The sequence below is a fragment of the Hydrogenophaga sp. genome (assembly GCF_022844385.1).
Taxonomy (GTDB): domain Bacteria; phylum Pseudomonadota; class Gammaproteobacteria; order Burkholderiales; family Burkholderiaceae_C; genus Hydrogenophaga.
In genome coordinates, this window is record NZ_JALHLX010000012.1 from 1 (window position 1) to 19,180 (window position 19,180).

Below are 19,180 nucleotides of genomic sequence, written 5' to 3' on the forward strand. Positions count from 1 at the left end.
AGCACGCGGTGCGTGAGGCGCGTGGTCTCGGAGAGGTTCTCGTCGTCGAGCTGGAAAGGTGGCGTGACCGAAGCGTTGAGCACCTTCAGTTCGTGGCACAGCACCTCGATCTGGCCACTTTTGAGCTTGTCGTTGGTGGTGCCGGCAGGACGCGCACGCACGAGACCGGTCACCTGCACGCAGAACTCGTTGCGCACGTTCTCGGCGGTGCCGAACATCTCGGCGCGGTCGGGGTCGCAGACCACCTGAACATAGCCTTCGCGGTCGCGCAGGTCGATGAAGATCACGCCACCGTGGTCGCGGCGGCGGTTGACCCAGCCGCAGAGCTTCACGGTTTCGCCCAGTTGGGCCTCGGTCACCAGACCGCAGTAGTGGGTACGCATCGCCATTTCGCTTCTTCTTTCAACAGGTTCGCGGGCCGGGCCCGCGGGGGAACATCAGGGGGTCTTCTGGATGGCGCCGTCGGCAGCCACTTTGAGGTGCGGATTTTTGGGTCCACCGGGCACGATCACGCCCATGGACACGATGTAGGTCAGCGCTTCGTCCACGCTCATCTGCAGCTCCACGCAGGAGGTCTTGCGAACCATCACGAAATAGCCGCCGGTGGGGTTGGGGGTCGTGGGCACATACACGCTGTGGAACTCGTCGAGCTCACCCGAACGACCGGGTTGCGCCTGCAACTTGCGAAGAACATCCCCGGTCGGAGAGCCTGTGAGAAAGCCGATGGTCCACATGCCTTCGTGAGGCCACTCGATCAGCAGCGCCTTGCGAAAGGCATTGCCCTTCTCGGAGAACAGCGTATCCGACACCTGTTTCACACCGGAGTAAATGGAGCGCACCACGGGGATGCGGTGCAGCAGTGCGTGCCACCAACTCACCAGCTTGTTGCCGATGATGTTGGAGGCCAGCGCACCGATGGACAACACCACCACCAGCGCAAAGACCACGCCCAGACCTGGCACATGCACGCCGAGGAGCTGGTCGGGATGCCAGCCATTGGGCAAGATGCCCAGAGTCTGATCGAGCGTGCTGACCACCCAATCCAGCACCCAGAGCGTGATGATCAGGGGCACCAGCACCAGCAGGCCCGAGAACAACCATTTGCGCAAAGAAGGCATGGGACGGGGCTCAGGAACCCGACGGCGTGGTCGGGGTGGCGGGCGCCGGTGCGGCTGCGGGTGCGGGCGCAGCGGCTGGTGCAGGGGCGGCGCCGTCACCGGCTGGTTTGGCCGACGCTGCAGCGGCGGGCGCGCCCTCGGCGGCCGGCGTGGCAGCCGGCTTGCTGCCCTCGCGGAAATCGGTGACGTACCAGCCCGAACCCTTGAGCTGGAACCCGGCAGCGGTCAGCTGCTTCTTGAAGCTGGCCTGGCCGCACGACGGGCAGACGGTGAGCGGGTCGTCCGACATTTTCTGCAGCACGTCCTTGGCATGACCGCAGGACTCGCACTTGTAGGCATAGATGGGCATGGCGGGAACCTGATGAAGAGGAGGACGTCCCGCCGAGTCAATCGCCCGGCGGGCGCACTCAGCTCCCTCACGGGGCGCGGAACAAAACCCGTCATTATAAATTGAGGGTGTGTCCCGCTGCGGGCCGGGTGTCGGCGACGCCGAGGTACGGAATCACCAAAGGCGCACGCGCACCAGCACCTGCATCACGATCAAACCAAGCAGGAACCCCAATCCGCCGTACACGATGGCCTGCAGCAAGCGGTTGGTTCGGCGCTGCTCGGCCAGCAGGCTGTGGAGTTCGCGCCGGAGCTCGTGGGGCTTGTGCTGCAAGTAATCGTTGAGCAGGCGCGGCAAGGCGGGCAGCAGTTTCGCGTACTGGGGTGCCTCGGCCTTGAGTTGCTGAAACAGTTTCTGCGGTCCGACCTGCTCGACCATCCAGGTTTCCAGAAACGGCTTGGCGGTGTTCCACAGGTCCAGTTCGGGATCGAGGTCGCGTCCCAGTCCTTCAATGTTGAGGAGCGTTTTCTGCAGCAGCACCAGTTGCGGCTGGATCTCCACCTGGAAACGGCGCGAGGTCTGGAACAGGCGCATGAGCACCATGCCGAGCGAAATTTCCTTGAGCGGGCGGTCGAAATACGGTTCACACACCGCACGGATGGCCGATTCCAGCTCGTCCACCCGCGTACTGGCAGGTACCCAGCCCGATTCAATGTGCAGCTCGGCCACCCGTTTGTAGTCGCGGCGGAAAAAGGCCGTGAAGTTCTGCGCCAGGTATTCCTTGTCGAATTCGGTGAGCGTGCCGACGATACCGAAGTCGAGCGAGATGTATCGCCCGAAAGTGGCCGGCGCCGTGCTCACCTGGATGTTGCCCGGGTGCATGTCGGCGTGGAAGAACCCATCGCGGAACACCTGGGTAAAGAAGAGCGTCACGCCGTCGCGCGCGAGTTTCGGAATGTCCACTCCGAGCTTGCGCAACTCGTCCACGCGGTTGATCGGCAGACCGTACATGCGCTCCATCACCATCACCTCGGTGTGGCAATAGTCCCAGAGCATTTCAGGAATCAGCACCAGTTCAAGGCCTTGCATGTTGCGACGCAGCTGCGCGGCGTTCGAGGCTTCGCGCAACAGGTCGAGCTCGTCGTGCAAGTACTTGTCGAATTCACCCACCACCTCACGCGGCTTGAGGCGTTTGCCGTCGGCTGAGAGACGTTCAACCCAGCCCGCCATCATGCGCATGAGGCTGAGGTCCTTGTCGATCACGGCCGCCATGTTGGGCCGCAGCACCTTCACCGCCACCTCGCGCCCGCCGTGGCGGCCGTCACGCAAGGTGGCAAAGTGCACCTGGGCGATGGATGCACTGGCCACCGGCACCTGCTCGAAGCGGGTGAACACCTCGGTCAGCGGCTTGCCGAAGGCGCGTTCGATGCAGGCCACCGCCACTTCGCTGGGAAACGGTGGCACGCGGTCCTGCAGGCGGGCGAGTTCGTCGGCGATATCGGGGGGCAGAAGGTCGCGCCGGGTTGACAACACCTGGCCGAACTTCACAAAGATCGGGCCCAGGCGCTCCAGCGCCTCGCGCAGCCGCTCGCCGCGGGGTGCGTCGAGGTTGCGGCCGATGGAGACGATGCGGGTCAGCAGGCGGATGCCGCGACCGCGGAAGCTGGAGAGCACCAGCTCGTCCAGCCCGTAGCGCAACACCACCCAGACGATGAAAGCGCCACGAAAAAGCCGCGTCATGCGCTGGGTCCGCCGTCGCGAGGCGGTACGCCGGCATCGGACGCGGGCGCAGAAGCGAAGGGCGGCCGCGGCGGAAACCCGCCAGGCATGCGGTCCACGAACGACTTGACGGCCGTTGAGGCCGAGCGTGCGAACCGCGCGATGGTATTTGCAGTGGCATCGCCCACCACGCGGGACAAGTCTTCCTCCACATCCCAGCGCACGTTGTCCACCAGCCAGGCCACCTCGGCCGCCAGCTGCACATCGCCCTGGATGTCCACGCCCGGCTTTTGCCCGGCCAGCACGCTCTGCGCCAGCTCCAGCGGCGAGGTCTGGGTCAGTGTGACGCTGAGTTCGGGCTTGGCTGCGAGATCACAACGCTCCAGCAAACCGGCTGCGGTGGGCGCCAGCGTGAGGTGGAAGTCGCCCCACTGGATGCGCACGGGCTTGCCCTTCTGGCGCTTCAGGCGGTCTTGCGCGGCGCTTTCCTGCATCAACACGTGGTTGAGGAAGAGCACCAGGCGGTTCTGGAGCTCGTCCACCACCCAGTCGGGCGGCCGGATGGAGCCCAGCAGGGACTGCAGGAAGTTCAGGGGTGACGCGCCGGACGTGCCGGGGCCAGACGGAGAAACGGGTGGTTCATTTTTCATGACCACCCGATTTTGACGGATAAAACCCGGCGGGCGGCGCGGTTGGCCATTGCCCCGATGGGGCCGGGTCTTGCGCCCGGCTGCGCTGCTTATTGCAAGGCCTGCACACCGGCCACCAGCCAGCCGCCCGAACCCGTTTTGGGACGTGTGATGTTCCAGACTTCGCGGAAGGGGTTCGGGCCGGAGGACACGTCTTCCCGGATCATTCCCGAGAACTCCACGCTGGCCATGTAGGCGTCGTCCAGCTCTTCGATGCCGAGCAACTGGGCATCCAGCATCACGACTTCGGTCTTGTTGACGCTGGCACCACTGGTGGCTTCGCGCTCGGCCAGCTGGCTGCGGATCTGCTCCAGCATGCCGTCGGTCATCATGGCACGCAGGCTCGGAATGTCGGAGCGGTCCCAGGCGTCCTGCAGGCTCACGAAGTTGGCCTTGGAGGCCTTGAGGAAGCCCTCGGCATCAAAGCCGGCCGGCACACCCCAGCTCTGGCCGCCGGACAGGGCGGAACCGATCAGGGACCCACCCGTGGTGGATGGAAGGGCGGTGTCAAGCGAGGCGGGACCGCTGCGTTCCCACGGTCGGGCCGAGGCGTCGTTGCCCACGTTTTGAGGCGAATAGCTGCGCGGTGTGGCCGGATCGAACTGGGAGTTGCCCGACTGGGTGAGCGGGCCACCCGCACCCTGGTAAGCCATGTTGCCGGCGCTGCTGGTGGCAGCGCGGCGGCGCATCACCATGCCGATCACGGCCATGACCACCGCGGCCAGCAAAGCGAACATCAGGAACTGGGCAAAGCCTTCGCCAAAACCCAGAGCCGACGCCAGCCAGGCCAGGCCGAGGCCGGCGGCCAGACCGCCGAGCATGGCGCCCCATGGACGCTTGGGTGCGGCTGCGGCCGCAGGGCTGGCCGTGGCAGGTCGGGCCGCTGCATTCTGGGTGGGTGCGGGCGCGGCTTGCTGCGCAGGGGGTGTGCCACTGCGCTGCTGCGTCACGTTGCCCGACTGCTTGCCGAAAGACATGCCACCGCCCAGGCGCTTGGCCCAGACGTCTTGTGAACCCAACGCCATGGCGCACACCAGCGCCACCGACCACAACTTGTTCATGTCCCTGTCTCCTTGAATCAAAAACCCGACACTGCGATCAGCACTTGATGCCCACATGCAGCGCCACCACACCGGCACTGAGGTTGTGCACATCCACGTGGCCAAAGCCCACCGAGCGCATCAATTGCCGCAACTCTTCCTGGCCCGGGTGCATGCGGATGGACTCCGCGAGGTAGCGGTAGCTGTCCTCGTCGTTGGCCACCAGCTTGCCCAGTTTGGGCAGGATGTTGAACGAATACCAGTCATAAGCTTTTTCGAGCGGCTTCGCCACCCGGGAAAACTCCAGCACCAACAGCTTCCCACCTGGCTTGAGCGTGCGATGCATCTCGGACAGCGCGTTTTTCTTGTTCGTCATGTTGCGCAAACCGAAAGCCACCGACACGAAATCGAACGATTCGCTGGCGAACGGCAGCTTCTCGGCGTCGCACACCAGCGTCGGGAGCACCACGCCCATGTCGAGCAGGCGCGCGCGGCCCTCGCGCAACATCGCCTCATTGATATCGGTGTGAACGACCCGTCCTGCAGGCCCGACCTTTTTCGCAAACGCCAGCGACAGATCGCCGGTGCCGCCAGCGATGTCCAGCACCTGCTGGCCCGGCTGCGGGTTGGCCACGGTGATCGTGTAGCGCTTCCAGAGGCGGTGCAGCCCGGCCGACATCAGGTCGTTCATCACGTCGTACTTGGGCGCAACGGAGTCGAACACGCTGCGCACGCGCGAGGCCTTCTCCCGCTCGTCGACCGTCTTGAAACCGAAGTGGGTGTCTGCCATGACGATGCCCTCAGTGGCTGCTGCAGCTCGAGCCGGCTTTTTCCGGCATGGGCGCATCGCGCTCCATGCCGGCAGCAGCCAGTCGCGCGGTGTAGTCGGCCCACAGGTCAACCTGCTTGGAGCCCAGGAAATACAGCAGGTCCCAGGAAAAGATGCCCGAGCTGTGGCCGTCGGAAAACGTGGGCTGCACCGCGTAGTTGCCCACCGGCTCCAGCGCCACGATGCCGACCTCGCGTTTGCCGGTCTGCAGCACTTCCTGGCCGGGGCCGTGGCCTTGCACTTCAGCCGACGGCGAGTACACGCGCATCAGCTCGAACGGAATCTTGAATTCCTGGCCATCGGAGAAGCCGATCTCGAGCACGCGCGATTGCTGGTGCAGCGTGATCGATTGCGGCGAGGGGGTGTTCTTGTCGAGTCCGGCCATGGGAGTTGTCTCTCTGTGTGTTGCGGTGTCAGACCAGCACGCGTTCGATACCGCCTTCGTTGGCCTTGGCCACGTAGGTGGGCAGCCAGTCTTCTCCCAGGATCTGGCGCGCCATCTCGACCACGATGTAGTCGGCTTCGAGCAGGCCGTTGTTCAGGTCGTCGCCATAGCGCGTGAGGCCCTGCAGGCAGCTCGGGCACGAGGTGAGGATCTTCACGTTGTCCTGGGCACCGACGGTACCGGCGGCGCGCAGGGCGGCTTCGCCCTTGAGCAGCTCTTCTTCCTTGCGGAAGCGGATCTGGGTCGAAATGTCGGGCCGGGTCACACCCAGCGTGCCGGACTCACCGCAGCAGCGCTTGCTCTCCAGCACGTTGTCGCCCACCAGCGCCTTCACCGTCTTCATGGGCTCCTGCAGCTTCATGGGACTGTGGCAGGGGTCGTGGTAGAGGTAGCCACCCTGTCCGGCAGGCAGCGTGATGCCCTTTTCCAACAGGTATTCGTGGATGTCGATGATGCGGCAGCCCGGGAAAATTTTGTCGAATTCGTATCCCTGGAGCTGGTCGTAACAGGTGCCGCAACTCACCACGACCGTCTTGATGTCGAGGTAGTTCAGCGTGTTGGCCACGCGGTGGAACAGCACCCGGTTGTCGGTGATGATCTTCTCGGCCTTGTCGAACTGGCCGCTGCCGCGCTGCGGATAGCCGCAGCACAGGTAACCCGGCGGCAACACGGTCTGCACACCCGCATGCCACAGCATGGCCTGCGTGGCGAGGCCGACCTGGCTGAACAGGCGTTCGGAGCCGCAGCCCGGGAAATAGAACACCGCTTCGGTCTCGGCCGTGGTCCCCACCGGGTTGCGGATGATGGGCACGTAGTCCTTGTCTTCAATGTCCAGCAAGGCGCGCGCGGTCTTCTTGGGCAAACCCCCGGGCATCTTCTTGTTGATGAAGTGGATCACCTGCTCCTTGATGGGAGCCGCTCCCAGCGTGGCCGGCGGTGCGCTGGTCTGCTTGCGGGCGAGGCGCTTGAACAAGTCGTTCGCCAGGCGCTGGGCCTTGAAACCCACACCCACCATGGCGCCGCGCATGAACTTGATGGTCTCGGGATTGGTCGCGTTCAAGAACAACATGGCCACGGCATTGCCCGGACGGAAGCTCTTTTTGCCCATCTTGCGCAACAGGTTGCGCATGTTCATGGTCACGTCACCAAAGTCGATCTTGACCGGGCACGGCGAGAGGCATTTATGGCACACGGTGCAGTGATCGGCCACGTCTTCGAACTCTTCCCAGTGCTTGATGCTGATGCCCCGGCGCGTCTGCTCTTCGTACAGGAAGGCCTCCACCAGCAGCGAGGTCGCCAGGATCTTGTTGCGTGGGCTGTAGAGCAGGTTGGCGCGCGGCACGTGGGTGGCGCAGACCGGTTTGCACTTGCCACAGCGCAGGCAGTCCTTGACCGAATCAGCGATGGCGCCGATGTCGCTCTGCTGCATGATCAGCGACTCGTGGCCCATGAGACCGAAGCTCGGCGTGTAGGCGTGAGACAGGTCGGCACTGCGAGCCCCGTCGGCAGACGCGCGCAGCAGCTTGCCCTTGTTGAAACGGCCCTCCGGGTCGACCTTGGCCTTGTAGTCGGCAAACGGTTGCAACTCAGCGTCGGTCAGGTATTCCAGCTTGGTGATGCCAATGCCGTGCTCGCCCGAGATCACGCCGTCCAGGCTGCGCGCCAGCACCATGATGCGGGCCACGGCTTCATGCGCCGTCTGCAGCATCTCGTAGTCATCGCTGTTGACCGGCAGGTTGGTGTGCACATTGCCGTCGCCGGCGTGCATGTGCAGCGCCGCCCAGACGCGGCCCTTGAGCACGCGCTTGTGAATGGCTGTGCACTCTTCCAGCACGGCGCCAAAAGCGGCCCCGGTGAAGATCTGCTGCAGCGGTGCACGCAACTGGGTTTTCCAGCTCGCGCGCAGGCGGTGGTCTTGCAGTTGCGGGAACAGGCTGTCCACGTCCCGCAGCCAGCCGGCCCACAGCGCGCGCACCTCGCGCACCAGCACCAGGGCTTGTTGCACGCGGTCTTCGAGCAGCTCGGCACTGGGAATGTCGTTGGCGTCGTCGGTCTTGCCCAGCGGCAGCTGGCCCTTGGCGAAGAAGGCATCCAGCGCGTCGGCCAGTTTGATCTTGTTGCGCAGCGAGAGCTCGATGTTGATGCGCTCGATGCCCTCGGTGTACTCACCCATGCGCGGCAGCGGAATCACCACGTCTTCGTTGATCTTGAAGGCGTTGGTGTGTTTGCTGATGGCTGCGGTGCGCTTGCGGTCGAGCCAGAATTTCTTGCGCGCCTCGGCGCTGATGGCCACGAAACCTTCGCCGCTGCGCGAGTTGGCCAGGCGTATGACTTCGCTGGTGGCGCGGGCCACCGCATCGGCGTCGTCGCCCACGATGTCGCCCACCAGCACCATCTTGGGCAAGGTGCCGCGCTTGCTCTTGGTGGCGTAGCCCACGGCCTTCAGATACCGGTCGTCCAGGTGCTCCAGGCCGGCCAGGATGGCGCCGCCGGGGCGCTTCATCTCGGCAAACATGAAGTCCTTGATCTCGACGATCGAGGGCACGCAGTCGCGCGGGTTGCCGAAAAACTCCAGGCACACGGTGCGCACATGCTCGGGCATGCGGTGCACCACCCAACGCGCGCTGGTGATCAGGCCGTCGCAGCCTTCTTTCTGGATGCCGGGCAGGCCGCTCAGAAACTTGTCGGTCACGTCCTTGCCCAGGCCTTCCTTGCGGAAGGTCTTGCCGGGAATCACGAGCTGCTCGGTGCGCACCGGCGTCTTGCCGTCGGCCTCGAAGTACTTGAGCTCGAAGCTGGCCACATCGGCGTCGTGAATTTTGCCCAGGTTGTGGTCCAGGCGAGTGACTTCGAGCCACTGGGCCTGGGGCGTGACCATGCGCCAGCTCAGCAGGTTGTCCAGCGCGGTGCCCCAGAGCACGGCCTTCTTGCCGCCGGCGTTCATGGCAATGTTGCCGCCGATGCAAGAAGCTTCGGCCGAGGTCGGATCGACCGCAAACACATGGCCCGCGCGCTCGGCCGCATCGGCCACACGTTGCGTGACCACGCCGGCTTCGGTCCAGATGGTGGGCAGGGGTTTGTCGTGGCCAGGGGCCTTCACCCATTCCACCTCGGTCATGGCTTCGAGCTTTTCGGTGTTGATCACCGCGCTCTTCCAGGTCAGCGGGATCGCGCCGCCGGTGTAGCCGGTGCCGCCCCCGCGCGGGATGATGGTCAGACCCAGCTCGTAGCAACCTTTGACCAGCAAGGCCATTTCGGCTTCGGTGTCGGGCGTGAGCACCACGAAGGGGTATTCCACGCGCCAGTCGGTCGCGTCGGTCACGTGTGAGACCCGCGAGAGGCCGTCGAACTTGATGTTGTCGTGCGCGGTGAGCTTGCGCAGCGCCTTCGTGGCGCGTTGGCGCAGCGCGGCCATATCGTCGAAGGAACGTGAGAAGGCGTCCACAGCCCCATTCGCGGCCTGGAGCAATTCAGCCACCAGCGCATCGCGCCCGGCGTCGTCTTGCGGCGTGCGGCGCTTCTGCACTTCACCCAGGCGGTGGTGCAAGGCATCGACCAGCTGTTTGCGGCGTTTCGGGGTATCGAGCAGGTCGTCCTGCAGGTAGGGGTTGCGCTGCACCACCCAGATGTCGCCCAGCACCTCGTACAACATGCGGGCCGAGCGGCCGGTGCGGCGTTCGCCACGCAGTTCGTTCAGCAGCTTCCAGGCTCTCTCACCCAGCAAACGCTGGACGATTTCGCGGTCGGAAAAGGAGGTGTAGTTGTAGGGAATCTCGCGCAGGCGCGGTGCTTCGTCGGTGGCCACGGCGAAGAGCGAGAGCGGGGTGGGAGCGTTCATGGATGTGGCAGACGCCAACGTGACAATAAGTAGCCCAAGATGGTACCGCAGGGTCCCATACACCCACCCCTCCTATGGAAACCCCTGTTGTCACGGCCGGGAAACGCCGTTGCAATGGTTTTGTCACAAAAGCCGCATACCCTACGGCGTTCCCGTAGCAAGTAATTTAGGAGCAACCATGCAAAAGAGATTCCTTCCCCTGACCGGCGCCCTGGCGCTGGCCGCCCTGATCAGTGGTCCGGTCCACGCCCAGACCGAAATCCAGTGGTGGCATTCCATGGGTGGGGCCTTGGGTGAGTGGGTCAACGACCTGGCCAAGGACTACAACAGCAGCCAGACCCAGTACAAGATCGTGCCGACCTTCAAGGGCAGCTACGATGAGTCCATGACCGGCGCCATTGCTGCGTTCCGCGCCGGCAATGCACCCCACATCCTGCAGGTGTTCGAGGTCGGAACCGCCACCATGATGGCCAGTCGCGGTGCCATCGTGCCGGTGGGCGAGGTGATGAAGAAGGCTGGCGTGACGTTCAATCCCAACGCCTATGTGCCCGCGGTGGCCGGCTACTACACCGCTCCCAACGGCCAGATGCTGAGCTTTCCGTTCAACAGCTCGACGACCGTCTTTCACTACAACAAAGACGCCTTCAAGGCCGCCGGCCTGAATCCCGACAAGCCCCCGACCACCTGGCCGGAGGTGGCCCTGGCCGCCGGTGCGCTCAAGGCCTCGGGTCACAAGTGTCCCTTCACCACCAGCTGGGTGAGCTGGACGCAGCTGGAGAGCTTCTCGGCCTGGCACAACACCGAGTTCGCCACCCTGGGCAACGGCATGCGGGGCATCAATGCCAAGCTCACCTTCAACAGCCCGCTGCACGTGCGCCACATCGAAAACCTGGCCAACATGGCCAAGACCGGTCTGTTCGTCTACAAGGGCCGTGGCAACGCGGCTGATGCCACCTTCGTCTCTGGCGAATGCGCCATGACCACCGGTTCGTCGGCGCTGTACGGCAACATCAAGCGCAATGCCAAATTCGCCAGCGGGATCGGCGCCCTGCCGTACTACCCCGATGTGCCAGGCGCTCCGCAGAACACCGTGATCGGCGGTGCCAGCTTGTGGGTGATGTCGGGCAAGAAGGACGATGAGTACAAGGGCGTGGCCCAGTTCTTCGCCCACCTCTCCAAGGCCGAAGAGGCTGCCAAAAGCCACCAGCGCACAGGCTATTTGCCACTGACCACCGCGTCCTATGAGATGACCGACAAGTCCGGCTTCTACAAGCAAAACCCGGGCACCGACGTGTCGGTGGAGCAGATGATCCGCAAGACCACCGAGAAGTCGCGCGGCATTCGTCTGGGCAACTTCGTGCAGATCCGCACCATCAACGACGAAGAGCTTGAGCAGGTCTGGGCCGGTCGCAAGTCGGCCAAGCAGGCGCTGGACGACGCTGTGCGCCGCGGCAACGAGCAGCTCAGCCGCTTTGCTGCCGCCAACCGGGGCAAGTGATGAGCTGACGGGCACACCGCTGCCCCACCCGCCCCGCGCCGGAATCTCTGGCCGGGGCGGTTTTTCGTTGCATACTCCGCGACCTTCCGACTGAAATCCCATGGAAAAACGCGTTCGCTTCAAATCCGCCTGGCTGCCTTGGCTGCTGGTCGCTCCGCAAATGGCGGTGGTGCTGATCTTCTTCTTCTGGCCGGCCGCGCAAGCGCTCTACCAGAGCGTGCTGCAGCAAGACGCCTTTGGCACCACGACCGAGTTCGTGGGTATGCTCAATTTCGAACGCCTGTGGGAGGATGAAACCTACATCGATTCCTTCAACACCACCGCGGTGTTCTCGGTGCTGGTGGCCGTCATCGGCCTGGTGGTGGCCTTGTTGCTGGCCCTGATGGCCGATCGAGTGATCAAGGGCTCCAGCACCTACAAAACCCTGTTGATCTGGCCTTATGCGGTGGCGCCCGTGGTGGCGGGCGTCTTGTGGCTGTTCATGTTCGCCTCGCCTTTCGGCACGGTGTCGTACCTGCTGCGCCTGCTGGGATACGACTGGAACCACCTGCTCGAGCCAGACGACGCGATGGCCTTGATCGTGATGGCGTCGGTGTGGAAGCAGATTTCCTACAACTTCCTGTTCTTCCTGGCCGGGCTGCAGTCGATACCCAAGTCGCTGATTGAAGCGGCTGCGATCGACGGCGCCGGCTTCTGGCGCCGCTTCTGGAGCATCGTGTTTCCGTTGCTGTCGCCCACCACCTTCTTCCTGCTGGTCATCAACATCGTCTACGCGTTCTTCGACACCTTCGCCATCATCGACGCGGCCACGCAAGGCGGGCCGGGCCAATCGACCTCGATCCTGGTCTACAAGGTGTACTACGACGGCTTCAAGGCACTGGACCTGGGCGGCTCGGCTGCGCAGTCGGTGGTGCTGATGACCATCGTCATAGCGCTGACGGTGATCCAGTTCCGCTTCGTCGAGAAAAAAGTCCAATACTGAAAGCGAACTGCCCATGATCGAACGCCGCCCGGGCCTGGACTTCCTGGCCCACTTCATCCTCATCGTCGGGGTGGCCATCGTGGCCTTTCCGGTCTACCTCACCATCGTTGCGTCCACCCAGTCGGCGCAGGACATCGCCTCGTCGGTGCCCATGTCGCTGCTGCCCGGCTCGAACATGCTCACCACCTACAAGGTGGCGCTCTTCGGCGGCGTGACCGAAGCCGGCAGCACACTGCCTGCAGCACTGCCCATGATGGGCACGAGCCTGATCATGGCCCTGGCGATTGCCATCGGAAAGATCGCTATCTCGCTGCTGTCGGCCTTTGCCATCGTTTACTTCCGGTTCCCGTTTCGCAACCTGGTGTTCTGGATGATCTTCGTCACCCTGATGCTGCCGGTGGAAGTGCGCATCGGCCCGACCTACAAGGTGGTGAGCGACCTGGGCATGCTCAACACCTACGCCGGCCTGACCATTCCGCTCATCGCCTCGGCCACCGCCACCTTCCTGTTCCGCCAGTTCTTCCTGACCGTGCCCGACGAACTGGTCGAAGCCGCGCGCGTGGACGGCGCGGGTCCCATGCGCTTTTTCTGGGACGTGCTGCTGCCGATGTCGCGCACCAGCATTGCGGCGCTGTTCGTGATCCAGTTCATCTACGGCTGGAACCAGTACCTGTGGCCCTTGCTGATCACCACCAACGAAGACATGTACCCCATCGTTCTGGGCATCAAGCGCCTGGTTTCGGGCGAGTCGTACACCGAGTGGAACGTGCTGATGGCCACCGCCTTCCTGGCCATGCTGCCGCCGGCCTTTGTGGTCATCCTCATGCAGAAGTGGTTCGTCAAGGGCCTGGTCGATACCGAAAAATAAGCAGACACAACATGGCCTCCATCCAGTTCAAGAACGTCGTAAAGAAGTACATCCAGGGCAAACAATCGCTGCAAGTGATTCACGGCGTCAACGCCGAGATCGCCGACGGCGAGTTCATCGTCATCGTGGGTCCGTCGGGTTGCGGCAAGAGCACCCTGCTGCGCATGGTGGCCGGGCTCGAGGAGATCAGCGGCGGCGAGATCAGCATCGGCAGTCGCGTGGTCAACAAGCTGGAGCCGGCCGAACGCGACATTGCCATGGTGTTCCAGAACTACGCGCTCTACCCGCACATGAGCGTGTTCGACAACATGGCCTATGGCTTGAAAATCGCCAAGGTGCCCAAAGACGAGATCAAGGCCCGGGTGGACAAGGCCGCCGGCATCCTGGAGCTCGGCCAGTTGCTCGACCGCAAGCCGCGACAGCTCTCGGGCGGTCAACGCCAGCGCGTGGCCATGGGTCGTGCCATCGTGCGCCAGCCGCAGGTTTTCCTGTTCGATGAGCCACTGTCCAACCTGGACGCCAAGCTGCGCGCCCAGACGCGCCTGGAGATCCAGAAGCTGCACCGCGAACTTGGCATCACCAGTCTGTTCGTCACGCACGATCAGGTTGAAGCCATGACGCTGGCACAGCGCATGATCGTGATGAACGCAGGCAACATGGAACAGTTCGGCACGCCCGAAGAGGTTTACTCCCGCCCGGCCACCACCTTCGTCGCCAGCTTCATCGGTTCTCCACCCATGAACTTGCTGAAGAACGCGCCCGGCGGCAAACCCGGCCAGTTGCTGGGCATTCGTCCGGAGCACCTCGACATCGGCACCGAGGGTTGGTCGCTGGTGGTCGACACGGTGGAATTGCTGGGGGCCGAGCGCCTGGTGCATGCCCGCGTGGGCGACGAACTGGTGATCATCCGCACCCACGAAGACCAGGGCGCGCCAGCCATCGGCAGCACCATCCGGGCCAAGCCGCGCGAAGACCGACAGCACTGGTATGACGCCAGCACCGGCAAACGGGTAGGACCGTGACCGACTGGCCCTACCCACGCTGGATTGCGCACCGCGGCGCCGGCAAGCTCGCACCTGAAAACACCCTGGCTGCCTTTCGCCTGGGCGCCTCGCACGGCTACCGCATGGCCGAGTGCGACGCCAAACTCAGTGCCGACGGCGTGGTGTTCCTGCTGCACGACGACACGCTCAACCGCACCAGCAACGGCCACGGTATCGGCGGCGACCAGTCCTGGAGCGCCTTGAGTCAACTGGATGCCGGCAGCTGGCATTCAAGCAGCTTCGCGGGTGAGCCCCTGGCCACGCTGGAGAGCGTGGCCCGTTACTGCCAGGCCAACGTCTGCTGGCTCAACATTGAAATCAAACCCACCCCGGGTCTGGAAGCCCAGACTGGCCGGGCCGTGGCGGCGGCCGCGCAGCGGCTCTGGCGAAATCAGCCGAACCGCCCCCCGCTGCTCACCTCGTTCCGGCCCGAAGCCTTGCAAGGCGCGATGCTCACCGCGCCCGAGTTGCCTCGTGGCCTGCTGCTGGACACCTTGTGGGACGGTTGGCTGGACATGGCGCGCTCGCTGGAATGCGTGGCGATCGTGTGCAACCACGCGCTGTGGGACGCTGCGCTGGTGGCCACCGCGCGGGCCAACGGCCTTCGCATGCTGGCCTACACGGTCAACGACGACTGGGCGGCCCAGCGCCTGCTCGATCTGGGGCTGGACGGCATCATCACCGACCGGGTGGACCTGTTTGCGCCGGGCCCCTGAATCAACGCCCCCTCAGCCACCAGGCCACCGTTCCCTGGACCAGCACCAGCGCCGCATAAGTGGCGATCTTGCCGTCACGGCCGAAGTAGATCAGCCCCGCCAGCAGCACGCCGATGCCCAAGACCCACAGCAGGGAGATCTGCATGGCGCTGCCCAGACCCGGTCGGCCTTTGCGGCGGATGCGCAGGCCGGCCCACAACAGCAAACCCACGCCAAGCGCGGGCGCCACAAAACCCGCCAGGTGGGCCAATACAGATAGAGGTGTCATCGATAGTTGACAGTGACATGCATAAGCGATCAATTTTATAATCCGCGCATGTCTGTCTGGACCCTCGGTATCAACCATCACACGGCTCCGCTCGATTTGCGGGGCCGTTTTGCGTTCGCACTGGATCAGATCCAGCCCACGCTCGACGGTTACCGCCAGAGTCTTGCGCGCCAACCCGAGGCCACCCTGCTCTCCACCTGCAACCGCACCGAGCTCTACGGCGCTGGCGATGCTTCTGCCGTGGACCCCACGCTGGACTGGCTGGCCCAGACCGGCGGCGTGAGCACGAACGTCTTGCGCGACCACGCTTACGTGCTGCGCGACGACCAGGCCGCCCGCCACGCGTTCCGCGTGGCCAGCGGCCTGGACAGCATGGTGCTGGGTGAGGCGCAGATCCTGGGCCAGATGAAAGACGCGGTGCGCGCCGCCAACGATGCCGGGGCGCTCGGCAGCACGCTGCACCAGCTGTTCCAGCGCTCCTTTGCCGTGGCCAAGGAAGTTCGCAGCTCCACCGAGATTGGTGCCCACTCCATCAGCATGACGGCTGCGGCCGTGCGCCTGGCCTCGCAGCTGTTTGAAGATCTGAAGGAAATCCGGGTGCTGTTCGTCGGCGCGGGCGAGATGATCGAACTCGCCGCCACCCACTTCGCGGCCAAAACGCCCAAGAGCATGGCGATCGCCAACCGCACGCTGGAGCGCGGCGAGAAGCTGGCCAACCGCTTCGGCGCCCAGGTGATCCGCCTGGCCGACGTGCCCGATCGACTGCACGAATTCGACGCCGTCATCAGTTGCACCGCCAGCACGCTGCCCATCATCGGGCTGGGCGCCGTAGAGCGCGCGCTGAAAAAACGCCGCTACCGCCCCATGTTCATGGTCGACCTGGCGGTGCCGCGCGACATCGAATTTGAAGTAAAGGCGCTGACCGACGTTTACCTCTACACAGTGGACGACCTGGCCACCGTGGTGCAAACCGGCAAGGAAAACCGCCAGGCCGCCGTGGCCCAGGCTGAGGTGATCATCGACGCCGGTGTGGCCAGCTTCATGAACTGGATGGACCAGCGCAACCCCGCCAGCGGCGTGGTGCCCCTGATCCAGCAGATCAACGCACAGGCCGATGAGTGGCGAGCCACCGAACTTGCCCGCGCGCGCCGCATGCTGGCCAAGGGCGAACCGGTGGAGGCTGTGCTCGAAGCCTTGTCCAAGGGCCTGACCCAGAAGATGCTGCACGGCACGCTGGCCGAACTGCACACCGGCGACAACGCCGCGCGCGCAGCGACGGCGCAAACCGTCTCGCGCCTGTTCCTGCGCGAGTCAAGCGCCAAATCGCCGCGCGCTCCGCAGGCCTAGCGGTCTGACCGGGCGGGTGCCGTTTGCGGGTCCTCACCCGCAAAGCGCCCTTCCGGCTGACATCGACATTCCCCACCCATGAAACCTTTCGTCCGCGACACCTTGCTGCGCCAACGCGCCCGCCTGCACGAGCTCGACGCCCTGCTCTCTGCGCCCGACGTGGTGGACAACATGGAGCGCTTCAAGACACTCAGCCGTGAGCATGCCGACGCCTCCACAGTGGTTGAGGTGTTCAACCGCTACCTGCAGCGCGAAGCCGACTTGGCGTCGGCCACCGAGATGCTCGGGGAGGCCGAGATGGCCGACATGGCGCGCGAAGAAATCGACACTGCCCAGGCCGACATGGCCCAGCTCGACACCGACCTGCAACAACTGCTGTTGCCCAAGGACCCGGACGACGAGCGCAACGCCTTCGTGGAAATTCGGGCCGGTACCGGTGGCGACGAGTCGGCGCTGTTCGCCGGCGACCTTGCTCGGCTGTACACCCGCTACGCCGAGCGCCAGGGCTGGCAGGTCGAAGCGGTGAGCGAATCGCCCAGCGAACTCGGTGGCTACAAGGAGGTGGTGCTGCGCGTGTCCGGCCCCGGCGCCTACGGCCGGCTGCGCTTCGAGTCGGGCGGTCACCGCGTGCAGCGTGTGCCCGCCACCGAAACGCAAGGGCGCATCCACACCAGCGCGGCCACCGTGGCGGTGATGCCCGAGCCAGACGAGACCGAGGCGGTGAAGCTCAACCCGAGCGAGCTGCGCATCGACACCTACCGCGCCAGCGGCGCCGGCGGCCAGCACATCAACAAAACCGACTCGGCCGTGCGCGTGACCCACCTGCCCACCGGCATCACCGCCGAATGCCAGGATGGCCGCAGCCAGCACAGCAACAAGGCCAAGGCCCTGCAGGTGCTCACCGCCCGCCTGCAGGAAAAAGACCGCAGCGAACGCGCCGCCAAGGAAGCCGCCACGCGCAAGGGCCTGATCGGCAGCGGCGACCGCAGCGACCGCATCCGCACCTACAACTTTCCCCAGGGTCGCATCACCGACCACCGTATCAATCTCACGCTGTACAAGGTGCTGCAGGTGATGGAGGGTGATCTGGACGAGATGGTCCATGCCCTGCAGGTGGCGCGCGGCACCGAGCTGCTGGCCGAGCTTGAACAGCGCAACGGCGGATGAACACCGTTCGCCAGACACTGGCGGTGCTGCAACAGGGTGGCCTGGACCGCCTCGATGCGCAGATGCTGCTCTTGCTCGCCCTGCAGCGCAGTCCGCACGACCGCGCGTGGCTCGTGGCGCACGACGGTGATGCGCTGCCGGCCGATGCAGCAGCACGGCTGGCAGTCCTCGTTGGGCGACGCCAGCGCGATGAACCCATGGCCTACCTGCGCGGCGACCAGGAGTTCTTTGGCCTGCAATTGCAGGTGGACCGGCGCGTGCTGGTTCCGCGCCCCGACACCGAAACGCTCGTGAACTGGGCGCTGGAGAAGGTGGATGACGCGAACGACGCAATGCGCGTGCTGGACCTGGGCACGGGCAGCGGCGCCATTGCGCTGGCCATCGCATCACAACGACCGACGGCATCGGTGAGCGCGACCGACGCCAGCGACGACGCGCTCGCAGTGGCCCGCAGCAATGCACAGCGTCTGGGCCTGCCCGTGCGGTTTCACGCAGGGTCCTGGCTGGACGCGGTGCCCGGTCAACGCTTTGAAGTGATCGTCACCAACCCGCCCTACATTGCCGAGCACGACCCGCACCTGGCCGCCCTGACCCATGAACCCTTGAGTGCCCTCACGGCCGGCGCCGACGGCCTCAGCGACATCCGCACCATCGTCGCCGACGCACCGCATGCGCTGGTGTCTGGCGGCTGGCTGTTGATCGAACACGGCTTCGACCAGGCCGAGGTGGTGCGCGGCCTGCTGCAAGCCGCCGGATTCGAACAGGTGAGCAGCCGCACCGACCTTGCGGCCATCGAACGCTGCAGCGGCGGCCAGTGGCCACAACGGCGATAATGCAGGCCGTTCCCGGGTCACTCCAGACCCATTCGCAGAAGGACCTTTCAGCCATGAGCGACGCCCAAACCCGAATCGACCAACTGGTCAAATCCAACGAGATCGTGCTGTTCATGAAGGGCAACGCGAGTTTCCCCATGTGCGGCTTCTCCGGCCGAGCCATCCAGATCCTCAAGGCCTGCGGCGTCGAGACCAAGACGCTCAAGACCGTGAACGTGCTCGAAGACGAAGAAGTGCGCCAGGGCATCAAGGAATACAGCAACTGGCCGACCATCCCGCAGCTCTACGTCAAGGGCGAATTTGTCGGCGGCTCGGACATCATGATGGAGATGTACCAGTCGGGCGAACTGCAGCAGGTCATCACCGGCCAAAGCTGACAGCCCCTGCGCTGCCGCACAAGCCACCCTCGGGTGGCTTTGTTGTTTCTGGATCTGAAGCGGCGCCTTTCGCGC

19 protein-coding genes are annotated in these 19,180 nt (G+C 64.5%); 9 read left to right on the forward strand and 10 right to left on the reverse strand.

Annotated elements, in window-relative coordinates; genetic code table 11:
* The 9 genes from Q0C59_RS04115 to Q0C59_RS04155 all read right to left on the reverse strand — a co-directional run.
* Positions 1–389 (reverse strand): OB-fold nucleic acid binding domain-containing protein (locus tag Q0C59_RS04115; protein ID WP_291212087.1); only part of this gene is annotated, 389 nt, incomplete at its 3' end.
* 48 nt (positions 390–437) lie between these two features.
* Complete coding sequence (locus tag Q0C59_RS04120; RefSeq protein WP_291212090.1) at positions 438–1,118, reverse strand: DUF502 domain-containing protein; 681 nt, start codon at positions 1,116–1,118, stop codon at positions 438–440.
* Positions 1,119–1,128: 10 nt separating this feature from the next.
* The gene (locus Q0C59_RS04125) at positions 1,129–1,467 is read right to left on the reverse strand and encodes an FmdB family zinc ribbon protein (protein ID WP_291212092.1); all 339 of its coding nucleotides are present in this window, start codon (positions 1,465–1,467) and stop codon (positions 1,129–1,131) included.
* 153 nt (positions 1,468–1,620) lie between these two features.
* Complete coding sequence (gene ubiB, locus Q0C59_RS04130; RefSeq protein ID WP_291212095.1) at positions 1,621–3,186, reverse strand: ubiquinone biosynthesis regulatory protein kinase UbiB; 1,566 nt, start codon at positions 3,184–3,186, stop codon at positions 1,621–1,623.
* Positions 3,183–3,815, reverse strand: a complete 633-nt coding sequence (locus tag Q0C59_RS04135; protein ID WP_291212096.1) for a hypothetical protein — start codon at positions 3,813–3,815, stop codon at positions 3,183–3,185. Before Q0C59_RS04135 ends, ubiB begins: the two co-directional genes overlap by 4 nt.
* An 89-nt stretch (positions 3,816–3,904) precedes the next feature.
* Positions 3,905–4,915, reverse strand: coding sequence for a Tim44 domain-containing protein (locus Q0C59_RS04140; protein WP_291212099.1), 1,011 nt, complete (start codon positions 4,913–4,915; stop codon positions 3,905–3,907).
* Between the two features lie 37 nt (positions 4,916–4,952).
* Positions 4,953–5,684 (reverse strand): bifunctional demethylmenaquinone methyltransferase/2-methoxy-6-polyprenyl-1,4-benzoquinol methylase UbiE, encoded by a 732-nt coding sequence (gene ubiE, locus Q0C59_RS04145; protein ID WP_291212101.1) that lies wholly within the window; start codon positions 5,682–5,684, stop codon positions 4,953–4,955.
* Positions 5,685–5,694: 10 nt separating this feature from the next.
* Positions 5,695–6,108 carry a DUF971 domain-containing protein gene (locus tag Q0C59_RS04150; protein WP_291212103.1) on the reverse strand — a complete coding sequence of 138 codons (414 nt, stop codon included), beginning with the start codon at positions 6,106–6,108 and terminating at the stop codon, positions 5,695–5,697.
* 28 nt (positions 6,109–6,136) lie between these two features.
* Positions 6,137–10,006: an FAD/FMN-binding oxidoreductase gene (locus Q0C59_RS04155; protein WP_291212105.1), complete on the reverse strand. Its 3,870-nt coding sequence runs from the start codon at positions 10,004–10,006 to the stop codon at positions 6,137–6,139.
* A 178-nt stretch (positions 10,007–10,184) separates the two neighbouring features.
* Here Q0C59_RS04155 and ugpB point away from each other — a divergent pair, with 178 nt between their 5' ends.
* The 5 genes from ugpB (at position 10,185) to ugpQ (ending at position 15,113) form a co-directional block, all read left to right on the forward strand.
* Entirely contained in the window at positions 10,185–11,504 is a 1,320-nt protein-coding gene (ugpB, locus tag Q0C59_RS04160) for a sn-glycerol-3-phosphate ABC transporter substrate-binding protein UgpB (RefSeq protein ID WP_291212107.1), read from the forward strand.
* Positions 11,505–11,604: 100 nt separating this feature from the next.
* Complete coding sequence (gene ugpA, locus Q0C59_RS04165; RefSeq protein ID WP_291212109.1) at positions 11,605–12,486, forward strand: sn-glycerol-3-phosphate ABC transporter permease UgpA; 882 nt, start codon at positions 11,605–11,607, stop codon at positions 12,484–12,486.
* Positions 12,487–12,499: 13 nt separating this feature from the next.
* Positions 12,500–13,354, forward strand: coding sequence for a sn-glycerol-3-phosphate ABC transporter permease UgpE (gene ugpE / locus Q0C59_RS04170; RefSeq protein ID WP_291212111.1), 855 nt, complete (start codon positions 12,500–12,502; stop codon positions 13,352–13,354).
* Between the two features lie 11 nt (positions 13,355–13,365).
* Positions 13,366–14,376: a sn-glycerol-3-phosphate import ATP-binding protein UgpC gene (locus tag Q0C59_RS04175; protein WP_291212113.1), complete on the forward strand. Its 1,011-nt coding sequence runs from the start codon at positions 13,366–13,368 to the stop codon at positions 14,374–14,376.
* Positions 14,373–15,113: a glycerophosphodiester phosphodiesterase gene (gene ugpQ / locus Q0C59_RS04180; RefSeq protein WP_291212115.1), complete on the forward strand. Its 741-nt coding sequence runs from the start codon at positions 14,373–14,375 to the stop codon at positions 15,111–15,113. Before Q0C59_RS04175 ends, ugpQ begins: the two co-directional genes overlap by 4 nt.
* 1 nt (position 15,114) lies before the next feature.
* Here ugpQ and Q0C59_RS04185 read toward each other — a convergent pair whose 3' ends face one another.
* The gene (locus tag Q0C59_RS04185; protein ID WP_291212116.1) at positions 15,115–15,381 is read right to left on the reverse strand and encodes a hypothetical protein; all 267 of its coding nucleotides are present in this window, start codon (positions 15,379–15,381) and stop codon (positions 15,115–15,117) included.
* 48 nt (positions 15,382–15,429) lie between these two features.
* On the opposite strand from Q0C59_RS04185, the gene hemA reads away from it, so the two are divergent.
* The 4 genes from hemA (at position 15,430) to grxD (ending at position 19,105) form a co-directional block, all read left to right on the forward strand.
* Complete coding sequence (gene hemA, locus Q0C59_RS04190) at positions 15,430–16,728, forward strand: glutamyl-tRNA reductase (protein ID WP_291212119.1); 1,299 nt, start codon at positions 15,430–15,432, stop codon at positions 16,726–16,728.
* Between the two features lie 78 nt (positions 16,729–16,806).
* Positions 16,807–17,895, forward strand: a complete 1,089-nt coding sequence (gene prfA, locus Q0C59_RS04195) for a peptide chain release factor 1 (RefSeq protein ID WP_291212122.1) — start codon at positions 16,807–16,809, stop codon at positions 17,893–17,895.
* On the forward strand, positions 17,892–18,728 hold the full coding sequence (prmC, locus tag Q0C59_RS04200; RefSeq protein ID WP_291212125.1) for a peptide chain release factor N(5)-glutamine methyltransferase: 837 nt from the start codon (positions 17,892–17,894) through the stop codon (positions 18,726–18,728). The genes prfA and prmC overlap by 4 nt, the downstream gene beginning before the upstream one ends.
* A 53-nt stretch (positions 18,729–18,781) precedes the next feature.
* On the forward strand, positions 18,782–19,105 hold the full coding sequence (gene grxD / locus Q0C59_RS04205; protein ID WP_291212127.1) for a Grx4 family monothiol glutaredoxin: 324 nt from the start codon (positions 18,782–18,784) through the stop codon (positions 19,103–19,105).
* Positions 19,106–19,180 lie beyond the last annotated feature (75 nt).